At 57.8% G+C, this 11,705-nt stretch carries 8 protein-coding genes; 1 reads left to right on the top strand and 7 read right to left on the bottom strand.

What is annotated here, in order from left to right; translation table 11 throughout:
- Positions 1 to 20: 20 nt before the first annotated feature.
- The 7 genes from ASQ50_RS09300 to ASQ50_RS09270 all read right to left on the bottom strand — a co-directional run bounded on the left by ASQ50_RS09300 (position 21) and on the right by ASQ50_RS09270 (position 11,052).
- On the bottom strand, positions 21 to 605 hold the full coding sequence (locus ASQ50_RS09300) for an antibiotic biosynthesis monooxygenase (RefSeq protein ID WP_058092982.1): 585 nt from the start codon (positions 603 to 605) through the stop codon (positions 21 to 23).
- The gene (locus tag ASQ50_RS09295; protein WP_058092981.1) at positions 602 to 2,209 is read right to left on the bottom strand and encodes a PAS domain-containing methyl-accepting chemotaxis protein; all 1,608 of its coding nucleotides are present in this window, start codon (positions 2,207 to 2,209) and stop codon (positions 602 to 604) included. The genes ASQ50_RS09300 and ASQ50_RS09295 overlap by 4 nt, the downstream gene beginning before the upstream one ends.
- Positions 2,210 to 2,281: 72 nt before the next feature.
- Entirely contained in the window at positions 2,282 to 3,613 is a 1,332-nt protein-coding gene (locus ASQ50_RS09290) for a DUF1329 domain-containing protein (protein WP_058092980.1), read from the bottom strand.
- Positions 3,614 to 3,631: 18 nt separating this feature from the next.
- A complete protein-coding gene (locus tag ASQ50_RS09285) occupies positions 3,632 to 5,575 on the bottom strand; it encodes a DUF1302 family protein (protein ID WP_058092979.1) in 1,944 nt (647 codons plus the stop codon).
- A gap of 42 nt (positions 5,576 to 5,617) precedes the next feature.
- Positions 5,618 to 8,083: an efflux RND transporter permease subunit gene (locus tag ASQ50_RS09280; protein WP_058092978.1), complete on the bottom strand. Its 2,466-nt coding sequence runs from the start codon at positions 8,081 to 8,083 to the stop codon at positions 5,618 to 5,620.
- Positions 8,084 to 8,094: 11 nt separating this feature from the next.
- Positions 8,095 to 9,087, bottom strand: a complete 993-nt coding sequence (locus tag ASQ50_RS09275; protein WP_058093046.1) for a YCF48-related protein — start codon at positions 9,085 to 9,087, stop codon at positions 8,095 to 8,097.
- 261 nt (positions 9,088 to 9,348) lie between these two features.
- Entirely contained in the window at positions 9,349 to 11,052 is a 1,704-nt protein-coding gene (locus tag ASQ50_RS09270; RefSeq protein WP_058092977.1) for a sigma-54-dependent Fis family transcriptional regulator, read from the bottom strand.
- A gap of 364 nt (positions 11,053 to 11,416) precedes the next feature.
- On the opposite strand from ASQ50_RS09270, the gene ASQ50_RS09265 reads away from it, so the two are divergent.
- Positions 11,417 to 11,677: a phenol hydroxylase subunit gene (locus ASQ50_RS09265; RefSeq protein ID WP_058092976.1), complete on the top strand. Its 261-nt coding sequence runs from the start codon at positions 11,417 to 11,419 to the stop codon at positions 11,675 to 11,677.
- Positions 11,678 to 11,705: the final 28 nt, after the last annotated feature.

The raw sequence follows: 11,705 nt of genomic DNA, 5'->3' as shown, positions 1-11,705 counted from the left end.
GGGTAAGATCCTTCTCGCCGTTAACGGACATCCTGGTTCTTCTTCGGGAACAGCCAGAAGGCAAACCAGCGGGTCATTCGTGGCATCAGCACATAACTCATCAGCAACATGACCACGATAGTAACGGCCATGGTGCGGAGCAGCAGCGGGATCTGTGCAAGCAAATCTCCGAAGATCAGGAATACTAGGGTAACGGCGGGATACAGTGCCAGCCAGCTAACGAACGTCATCTTCCACTTGGGTGGCGGTTTGACCGGGTTCTGCCCGGGCAGGGTAAACCAGGTCACGATGCCAGACGTCACTTCCCGTTCGCTGGGCTTGGCCAGTAAGGCTTCAATCTGCTCAAGCAACTCGGCCCTTTCCGGGGACTCCTCCCAGGCTGTCAGGGTGTCCCTATCGCGGAACTTGAAGACAATCCGGTATTCCGGGTCTTCCGCAGACGAGGGGCGGAACATGGTGGCCCCCAGGTAGCCCGGAAAGCTGGCGGCCCGTTCTGTCATCTGGCTGCTGAGTTGCTCGAAGGCGGACTCCTGGCCTTTCTTTACCCGGCGGGACACCACCACCGTGAGGGGAGCATGGACGTCCTGGTTGATCTGCTCTGTCATGATACCTTCTCCTTGAGACTTACGCGCCGGGCATTGCTGGCACCGGCGGGCATCAGGTGTTTGATCAGGAATTTCTGGCGGAACACATGGTGGCCAACGGATTCGCCGGCGTTTACCGTATCTGCCAGCTGGTGGCAGGTCTGGCTGGCGAGCTGGTGAATGGTGTGGATCTCCTGGCTTAGCTGGCTGACGGTCTGGCTCTGCTGCTCGGTGGCCGCAGCAATTTGCTGGTTCAGGCCATCGCTTTCGTTAATGCCGGCGACAATGGCCTGAAGCGCTTCGGCGCTGGCGGATACCTGTTCAACACTGGCCGCCGACTGGCGCTTGCCTTTTTCCATGGACTCCACCACCCGGGCAGACCCTTCCTGCAGGGCGCTGATCATCTCGCGAACTTCATCGGTGGATTGCTGGGTTCGTTTGGCCAGGGATCGAACCTCGTCGGCAACCACTGCAAACCCTCGCCCGTTTTCACCTGCCCTGGCGGCTTCAATCGCCGCATTCAGCGCCAGCAGGTTGGTTTGTTCTGCGATGGCATTGATCACATCCAGTATACGCCCGATGGCCTGACTGTTCTGGTCCAGTTCCTGGACAATCTCGCCAGCTTCATCCAGCTCCCGGGCCAGGGTGCGGATACTGTCCTGGGCCGCCGCTGCAGAACGGGCGCTGTCGTTACCGGATTCCCGATTGCGAGCGCTCAGCTGAGCCGCCTGCTGGGTGCTTTCAGACACCTCCCGTATGGTGGCACTGAACTCTTCCACCGAGGCCGCCACGGTACTCAACCCGGAAAGCTGCTGTTCGGATGCCTGGGTGCTGGCCTGCAGCAGTGTATTGGCCTGGCCCACATAGCCTTCTATCTGGCCGCCGCTGTCCCGCACCCGGGCGATCATCACGTTCAGTCGTGTTTCCACCAGTCGCATGGCCAACTTGATCTGCCCGACGGTGCCGGCCTGGCCGGTGTACACCAGTTGTTTGATGGGGTGGTCAACAATGCCCTGGCAGTGCCGGGCCAGCGCCTGAAGAGGTCGGTTCAGCAGGAAAAATGCAACAAAACCCAGCGCGCTGGTGAGGGTAAACAAAGCGGCGAAAACTATGGGTTGTGTCAGTAGCCCGGCAATCAAAACGGGGCTGCAGCACAGCGTTGCCAGCAGCCATTGCTGGGTGGCTGGCGCCAGCCTGGGAAGTCTCAGTGCCAGCGGTTGCTTGCCCTTGGCGCGGGCCTGGTAAACCTGCTGGGTTCGCAGGACTGTAGCGTTGTCCGGTACCTGGTAAATGGCTTGGTATTCGACAACCTGACCGTGCTCGTCCGAGATTGGGGTGACAAAGGCATCGAGCCAGAGATCGTTGCCACGGGCGTTGCGGTTCCGGATCATACCCATCCAGGAGTCATTCCGTCCCAGGGTTTCCCACAGATCATTCAGTGGGCCTTTGGGCATGTTCGGGTGTCGAAGCTGGCTGAACCCTTCGGCTTTCAGCGTGTCTTCATCAAAGCCGCTCAGCCGGCAAAAAGCACTGCTTGCGTAAGTGATTCTGCCTTTGTCATCGGTCAGTACCAGAAGTTGATCCTGGTCCTGCGCGTTCCCTGGCAATGGTTCATATCGGGACATCTTTTTTCATCCTCCGAAATGAAAAAGGGGCCCGCACAGCGGGCCCAAAGGAGAGCAACTACGACTTGCCGATCAGCTGCCTGTTGCGCGCATGTGTTGCACGTTGAACATTTGTGGCGGTGACATCTCCGGGTCAACCTGGCCCTTGAACTGGCCGGTGGTGCAGTGGCTGGCCTGAACATCAATCATGCTGAAGCTGTCATCGATGGACACGCCGCTGCCCTTGTTCTTGGGCAGGTGATGGTCCGGATGCGCCTGACCAATGGTGAAGGTTTTCCACATGCTGCCCTTGCGGTCATAAGACACCGTGCGCGGGATAGTGAAGGTCTGGGCGTCCATGTAGTGAACCCGGCGCGACAGCGGGTGGCTGTCATCCACCGGCACCGATTCCACTTCGTAGACCTTGCGCAGCTGCCAGGTGATGTTTGGGAAGCAGCCACCCTGGCCGCCGAAGGCCACAACCTGGTAGCCATCGCTGTCCTGGTGGGTCTCGGTATCCAGTTCCAGGTCGTTGTGGTTGTAGAACGGCATCAGCATGTTCCGGGTGCCTTTGTAGGTCCAGTTCATGTCTGAAATTCGGCCGTTGTAGCCCTCAAAGTCCTCGATCATCAGGTCTGAGCCGAGGAAGGCATCGGTTACCTGGCCGGTGGCCAGGCGACGAACCCGGCGCTGGAAGCCCAGGTACAGCCAGGAGTTGTCGCGCTTGAGGTCATCTGCGGCGCGGTGAATCAGCAACTGGGTGTTGCGCACATCGGCCGGGTCCAGTACCTGCACGTAGATGGCACGGAACAGGTCAGACGGGTTGGGGGTGATTTCCGGCGTCGGTTCCTGGTTTACCCGACCCTTGAAGTTCAGGAAGTGGAAGTTGAACTTGATGGTGCGCTCCAGCTTGCCGGAGTTCATGTCCCGGTACTTCCAGTAGAACGGGTAAATGGCGGCGCTGTCGCCCCAGTTGTAACCGTACTTGTAGTTCCACGCCAACTTCTCGCCAGCGCGCGGGTCGTTGGCATCCGGCTCTTCCGGGAACGGGCGGCCGGCTTGCCAGCCGTTGATCTCACCCACCTGGTCACCCAGCGATACCTGGCCAAGGGCGGCGCGGGTGGCCTCGATGTAGCCTTCGTTCAGGCCAAAGGAGGTGGTGTCACCCACGGTGATGGAAGTCCAGCCATTCTCGATAAACGTGTAGAAGGCCGGGTCAATCACATCTTTGAATTCGGCCACGTTAGACTGGTCGATCACCAGGCCGGTGTTCAGGCCCTCTTTCGTAGGCACCGAATCGTTATATGGGAAAAAAGAGTTCTCGATAACGTCGTCACTGGCATGGGCCAGTGAGGCCAGCATGCCGGTGGCCAGGCCGGCGGCCAGGCACCGGGAAAGCAGCGTTGGTTTGGTTAGGGTTCTCATGGTTCTGTCCTCTTGTAATCAGAAGCTGTAACGGGCGGTCAGCTGAATTTCGTCTTCTTTCTGGGCCATGCCGATGGGGCCAGACTGGAAGCGACCGAGGGGTTCATAGCCGGAGAGACCTGCGGATTCACCCGGTTGGTGTCCGACAACGCCCGGGGTTTGTGTGAACGGATCCCAGGGGTTACAGGAGCGGCAGTCGTCAAACTTGCGGGCACCCGTGCCCACCTTGAAGTTGCCGCCGGCGGTGAGCTTGAAGCGATCGGTCACCAGCCATTCAACCGACGGTGCCAGGGCGGTGGCCTGGGCACGGAAATCGTGGGCGGTGATGAGCTGGGGGCTGAGCCGGCCATTCATGTAGAAGCCCTTGATCAGCAGTGTCGCGGTCCAGTTGTGTTCCCAGTCGGGGATACCGGCCTCGCCGTAGGTGCGCTGCTCACGTTCGTGATCCAGAATGTGCTGACCAAAGATCTGGCCTGAGAACAGGAACGCCTGGCTTTCGTTCAGCGCCGGGATGAAGATGTTCTTGTCGGCACCGATCACGTAACGCAGAACATCGGATTCGGAGTAGAGCCGTTCACGGAGGGTGTTGGCGAACTCCTCACCGGAGGTATAGGCGGTTTCGACCCGGAATACGGTATCGATGCCTTGTGAGTAGTAATCGAGGGAACCGCCCACCAGGTTGACCCGCGGGAAGTGAATGTCGAACGCAATCAGGCTCGGCCAAACGCCGGTTTCACCTGTGAACCCGTTCTGGGCGGGTATGCCTCCACGGAGCGAGGGCAGCTGTGAACGGTAGGTCAGCGCATTCAGCGAGAAGCCAAGATCGCCGTAAACCCCTTCCATCTTCAGACCAAGCTGGGTGTTGGACAGGCTCCAGCTGGGCATGTGCGCCTTGCGGATACCGATCTGGCCAGGGCCGAAGTCTGTTGCCAGCCCCCCGTCAGGAGTGGCGCCCGCGAAGTTGGCCACGGTGCCACCATTCTCCCAGAGGTTATTCATGCCCCGGAAAAAGCAGCCGGCATCCAGAATCACATTTGGCTGGCCACACTGGCCAATGTCATGGGGCCGGAACTTGTCGAAGTTCCAGACCACCTGGAAGTTCAGATCATCAAACGCCAGGCCGTCGAAGACTTCGGTGGGCCCCATGCGGTAGTCGGTACGAACCATCCACATCGGAATCCGGATATCTTCCAGTTCGTCGTAGATGTTGTTGCGGGAGAAGTCGACCGGGTTGATCACATCGAGCACCCGGAACAGGTCGGTTCGGCCCCAGATCACCTGCTGTTTACCCACACGAGTACTCAGGATATTACCGTTGGAGAAGTTAATGTCGAAATCGGCGTAGAGTTCACGGATGAAGTCGGCCCGGTCGTTGAATTCCTGGAACCTCATCTCATTTGAATCTTTATCCAGATAGCCCTGGATACAGCCACGGTCGTCCTTGTCGCAGGGCCGGACGGGAACACCAAAGGCTACGCCGTTGTCCTGCCCGTGCAGGTGTTCGCCCAGAACCACCATGCCGTCGTTCGGGTTTTGGGTGGTGTCAAAGCCGAAGGTGTTTCCTGGGGGCAAGGGAATCGCGCTGGCAGGACTGCCAACACCGCTGCCATGGGGCACGGAGCCCTGGGCAAGATCCTGTAATTGAATCGGCCCGCCGGCATTACGGCCATACTCGTCATCATTCAGATCATAAACACCATCGTAACTACCCCGCAGGATGGCGTTGAAACGCACGTTACTGAAGATGCCCACGTCGCCAGCGCGCTTCTGAGCCTCTAACTGAAGGGTGTTACGGAACTTGGAAAGGCCAACGCCCTCCCGCCCGTAGGTTGCGTTCTCCACGTAGCCGTTAAAGCGGGTGTCTTCCGCGGCCACGGTGGATGTCATTGGTAGCAGCGCCAGGCAGGCACCACCCGCAAGGGTGTAGCACCAGAGCCTCAGGCCTTTTGTTTTTATTTGCATGGCTTGTCCTCGTTACAGGTTTTTTTGGAGTTTCGTACCGGTTTACGCCCGGTACGGTTCTCCTGGCACAAATCCGTCCTCCTGCTTCCTGGCGGGAGCAGCAGCCGGAGTTGATTTCGGTTTTCTATGATCCGAATGCAGAATGCCGTCTTCGTCGGCATAGACGTCGGTGATAAAGCGTGGCTTGAAGACCAGCACCCATGAGGGCACCAGAAGCATTGCGGCAAGACCGTTGATGATGATCATTACGCACAGCAATAACGCGGCATCGGACTGGAAACGCAGGTCAGAGAAGATCACCCACATCACGATGCCCGCCATCAGGGTCAGCGCGGTGAAGCTGATGGCCATACCGGTGGTGGAAATGGCCCGACGCACGGCCTCTCGCAGATCCTGGCACTTGGCCATTTCTTCCCGGATGCGATCCATCATGTAGATGGAGTAATCGATACCCACACCAATGCCAACGGCAATCACCGGTACCGTGTTGATATCAATGCTGAGCCCCTTGATGCCCATGTAGGCGTAGGTCAGCGTGGTGGCGAACAGCATCGACAGCAGCATCATCAGCCCGGCGTGCCAGGAGGTGTAGAACAGCATCACGAAGATGAAAATCAGCAGGAACACCAGTGGCAGTACGATCACGTTGGTTTCGAACGCGGACTCGTTCATGGCGGCGGCCACACCCAGGGTGCCACCGGCGAGGCGGATGGTCAGGCCTTCCACGCTGTCGCCGTTCTCGGCAATCCACTCTTTGGCCATGTGAATGGCGCGGCGAATGGTTTCGCCCTGGCGGTCCTTGTAATAGAACACCAGGTTGGCAACACGGTCGTCGGTATCGTTGAACTCGTCCAGGGCACCGGGAATCGGGCTGGAAGCCATGTAGGTGAACATCAGGCCGCCCACGTAGCCGGCATCGTGGGGAATCTGGTACCAGCGGGGGTCATCGTTGTGCATCAGGCGGTTAACCTGCTTGATCAGGTCTGGCAGGCCTTTGGTGCCGCCTACTTCCGGGTCCAGCAGCATGTGAGCTTGCAGATCAGACAGTGCCGCCAGCACTTCCGGCCGCTTCAGACCGCCGTTCTCGCTGGTTTCGGCAACTATGTAGAGTTCCTCGGAACCCGGAAAGCGGTCGTTAACGATTCTCGAAGAGAGGTTGTAATCGTGGTCCGGATACAGAATTGGAGAGCCTGGTTCGGAATCACCAATCTGCACATTGGAAGACGCCAGCAAACCACCGAGCATGGCGACCGCGGCGAACGCCAGTATCAACCGTGCCGCCCCCGGTTTGGTGACCGTACGGGAGCAGGTGGAACCAATGTGACGCAATGCGGTTTCCCGGATTTCCGGATTTTTCGGGGTGGGCAGAATGGAGAGCAGCAGCGGCACACCAATCAACACCGTGAACACCACGGTGATCGCCCACAGGGACGCGTAAATGCCCAGGTGGGTGTTCAGGGGAATCGAGCCAATGGCAATCAGGGACAGGCCGATGGCATCTGACACCACGCCCAGTGAGCCGGGGCGGAACAGGCTGTCGAAGGTAGCTTTGGCTGCCTTCGGGCCGCTGCCCAATACCAGGGTTTCGGCGTAGTAGCGCTCGACCAGCTGCACCCCGTGGCTCATGGCCCGTGCGGCGATCAAAAAGGGGATTACCAGCCCAAGGGGGTCAAGGTTGTAGCCCAGCAGGCTGATAATCCCAAGCCCCCAAATCGTTGAGACCAGAACGCCTCCAAGGGGGATGAGCACACCGTACGCTTTACGGAAATGGAAGATCAGAAGGGCCAGCATGGTCAGCACGGTGAAAATGAAGATCTGCAGGATCTGATCCATGTAGGTATAGGCCCAGCCCACCAAGACTGGTTGGCCGGTGGCGTAGATATTGACGCCTTCGGCGGCTTCATTGGCCCGAAGCTGCTGGAGTTGGGCGAAGGTTGTTTCGTAGTCCAGTTGGCCTTCAATCAGCTGGGCTTTCACCAGGGCCATCTTCAGGTCCGGTGACACCAGGGGGCCGTAAACCCGCGGGTTGGCAGCCACATCCGCACGCATGGCTTCAAGAGCCTCCGGTGAGTACAGGCCCCGGGTGGAATCGTAGTAAGGCTCGGAGTTGATGCTGCCGACTTCCGTCAGCCACACCTTCCGGGAATTGCGGTGGGTAACGCTGGACACCAGGTTGTGGTTGACCCCCGGCAGGCTGTCCACCGCTTGGGTAATGCGATCAATCCGCGCCAGGTTCTCGTTGGTGAAAATGTCCCCTTCTTCGAATTCAACACCAACCACCAGCACGTTGGCGCCGCCAAAGCTGTCTTTGATGCTGTTGTGCAGCTCAATGTAGGGGTGCTGTTGCGGCAACAGGTCCGCGAAATCGGTGAAAATCTTGAGCCCCGGAATGCGCAGGGCAAACATCAGGGTGAGAATGGCAATTAACGACAACACCTTGCGTGGATTGTTGAAGATCCACACTTCCAACAGGTGCAGCAAATGCGTGAAACGATGCAGTTGGGACATGGTGGGAATCCTCAGTCTTTACTGGCGGCAAGGGCCGTGGGGAGTTCAAGGTCGAAGAGCAGGCCCCGGCCACCGGCCACCAACAGGCGATGGTCTGGCAGAGCCAGCCCGGCTCTCAGGTAGAGTGGTTGGCTGGATTCCGAGATCTTTCTCCAGCCGGCATCGCCCAGTTTCAGTACCGTGGCGTTATCGGCCAGGGCGTAGACGGCACCTGCACCCGCAATGAAGCCAAACACCGGTGCGGAGGTTTCGGCCGGCACCTGATTCCAGCTCTCACCGCCGTCCGTGGTGTGATAGATGAAGCCGTTCAGGCCACCTACCCAGCCTTCAGACTCAGATGCGAAGTAACTGGCGTGAATGTAGAACTCGTCCGGAACACGGCCGGCGATTTCCCAGTTCATGCCACTGTCGTCGCTGCGCAGAACCAGCCCGTATTCGCCGGTGGCGATCACCTGCTCGTCACTGACAAACTGGAGATTGTTGATAATGGCGTCTTCGTAGAGGGAGGTTTCGTCCCAGCTTTCGCCTTGATCGGTGCTGAACTGAACGGTGGTAAAGCTGCCTGCGGCGAGCCAGCTACCATCGGGCCCGCAGGCCGCGGTCATCATCTGCTCCTGGCTGGGCATGGCGTGGGCTGTCCACTCGGACGCATCGGCTGTGCCGTGCCAGATGTGGTTGTCGAAGGCCAGCGCGACAAAGGAGTTATCTGGGCACACATCCATGGCCAGGAAACTGCGGGCGGCGCCGACCGGTAGCCGCTTCCAGGTATCGCCTTGGTCATCACTGGCCAGGAGAACCCCATCATTGCCAGACACCACAATCACCTGGTGGTTGCTGGCCATGGCCTGGTAGAAATCTGTGCGTTTTGAGGGTTGCTCTGAAACCGCCCTGACGGATTCCAGATTCAGCGGTGCTTCGCACCCGGTCAGGATAAGCGACGATGCGCCGACTACTGCGACAGCCACCGCCGTTTTGCGCGTTGAGCGCAGGAAAGCGTTTTGCATTGTTTTGTCACCGTCTTTGTTGTTGTGAAAAGCGACTGACAATGCCATCAGCAACGGCTGTGCCATTTGGGATATTGATTAATTAAGTTGTTGAATAATTGATATAAATGGAAAGCGTCGAGTGGTTTGATCGAACAGCAGAGGAGGATTTTCAGGGTTTGATTTTAATCAAATGATCAAGTGATCTGGCGGGTTGTCCATTTCGTAAGGCGGCGGTCAAGTGCTGCAACATCCCTGTTGCTGCAAGAGTCAGGTTGCTGGTCAGCTTTCAACAAGAATGCCGGATTTCTTCAGGCGGTAAGCTAGGGCGGGGCGAGTGAGGCCCAGCAGTCGGGCGGCTTTGGAGACGTTCTGATTGGCTTGCTCCATGGCTTGGCGCATCAGGGTTTCCTCTACCTCATCCAGGCTTATTCCAGCCCCCAGAATCGTATCTGACCAGCTGCTCGTGCCGCCTTCCGGTGGGCCGGACCGCATATTGCCTTCTTCATCAATACGCTCACCTGGCTGTTTGTCCGTCGCGGGCGGAGTCACAAACAGGGCATCCTGACTGATGGTTTCGTTGTTGTCGGTCAGGATCACCCCCCGCTCAATCACATTCTCCAGTTCCCGGATATTGCCCGGCCAGTGGTAGCTCATGCACAGCGACAATGCCTTGTCGGAGAGGCCAAGCGTGCGCTTCTCGTACTGGGCGTGAAACTTTTCAAGAAAGTGCCCCACCAGCAGAGGCAGGTCTTCCAGGCGATCCCGCAAGGCCGGAATCTGTACCGGGAACACGTTGAGGCGATAGAACAGATCGGCCCGGAACCGGCCTTGCTCGACCGCTTGCTCAAGGCTTTCATTAGTCGCGGCAATCACCCGGACATTCACCTTGCGGGTACGGTTGTCGCCCACCCGCTCCAACTCGCCCTCCTGCAGAACCCTTAACAGGGTTGCCTGGGCCCGAGGGGTCAGTTCAATCACTTCGTCCAGAAAAATCGTGCCGCCGTGGGCGCGTTCGAAGCGACCCTCACGGGCCTGGTTGGCGCCGGTATAGGCGCCTTTTTCCACCCCGAACAGCTCGGCTTCAATCAGGTCTGGCGGAATGGCAGCGCAGTTGACGGCGATGAACGGGCCGTCAGCCCGCTCGCTGCGGAGGTGAACACTCTTGGCGATGACCTCCTTACCAACGCCGGTTTCACCGAGCAGCAGCACAGACACCTTGCCCTGGGCTGCCTTGTCGATCATCTTGCACACTTTGTTATAGGAAGCCGACTGGCCGATGCCGTAGTACTGGCCCTGCTGTCGCTGCAGGGTACTGCGCAGGGAGTTCAGTTGCTCCTGCAGGTCGTAGAGCTCTTCAATGATCGGGTCTGCTTTGAAGTGGCGGGAAAATTCTTTTGCATCCGGCCATTCCTCTGCCGGTTTGCCTTCAATAATGCATTTCTCGTCGCCACAACCCCGACAACTCACCTCCCGGAAGATAATTTCCCGCCCCATGAATGACGATGTATAGGCGCAGGCGTACCCCAGCAAAACCCAGCAGGCCGGCTCGCTCATTTGCCCCAGTTCGGTTTTGCAGATTTCCACTTCCCAGGAGTCAATCCATTCAAGGCGGCCATAGAAATCGCCGGTTTCCTGGTCCAGATCGATTTCCAGCGGGATCACCTTGACCATGCCTTTGAGCGAGTGTAACTGGGGGCCTGCCAGGAAAATGTCCAGCTCACTGCAATGCGGGCGAAGTTTGCGGGCCAGCTCGGCATCTTTCAGACCAGACAGATAACCCAGCCGCAGAAAGAACCCCTTGGCTCTCTCTGCGCCCATGCTGTTGACGATCTCACGGCGAAACGCACCCAGAGAGGTGAGGTTCATCAGCAGCATCCGCTGCTCGCCAAACCAGATCTTGCCTTCCGAGCTTTGGAAATGAATCTGCTCCGTCAGATCCTTGAAATCGGTGTAGTTCAGTTGTGGCTTGTAACTGACAGCCATGGTCGGAGACCCCTTTTATAGTTGTAGGCGGGGAACAGCTCATTCGGAGCTCGTTAATTGATCATCTAACACCTGATCAAGGTCAAAAATCAACCAAATAGTAAAAAAATGGAGGTGATCGTTGAATTGGGCCTTGGTCTGAGCATTTGGTCAGATCACCCTTGGTTTTGATCATTTGGTGAAAAAAGAACCCCTCTCGAGCCGAAGTTCGGAGCTCGTTTTAACCGCTTGAAGCGTTCGTTTGATCCTGAAAAACCTATCAAAAACATTGGTCTACATACTTTCTCGTGGTGGTCGTCTCCGAAGTGGCACAGCCGTTGCTCAGTACACTGCAAGCCGACCACAAACATAAACGGGGCTCACTATGACGAACCAGCCAGAAGCCAAGACCTTTAACGAAATGACCCGCTATATCCGGGTCCGCAGCGAGCCAGGTGACAAATTCGTGGAATTCGATTTTGCGATTGGTTATCCGGAGCTGTTCGTCGAGCTTGTGCTGCCACGGGAAGCCTTCGAGATCTTCTGCAAGCACAACAACGTGGTCCATATGAATTCGGACATGATCCGCGAGATCGACGAAGACATGGTCAAGTGGCGCTTCGGAGAGCGCGGCCAGCGTTATTGAGCCAAACAAGCAACACCCACAATCTGAT

This window comes from Marinobacter sp. LQ44, assembly GCF_001447155.2.
GTDB lineage: Bacteria > Pseudomonadota > Gammaproteobacteria > Pseudomonadales > Oleiphilaceae > Marinobacter.
This window is presented reverse-complemented; position numbering and strand designations above follow the sequence as displayed.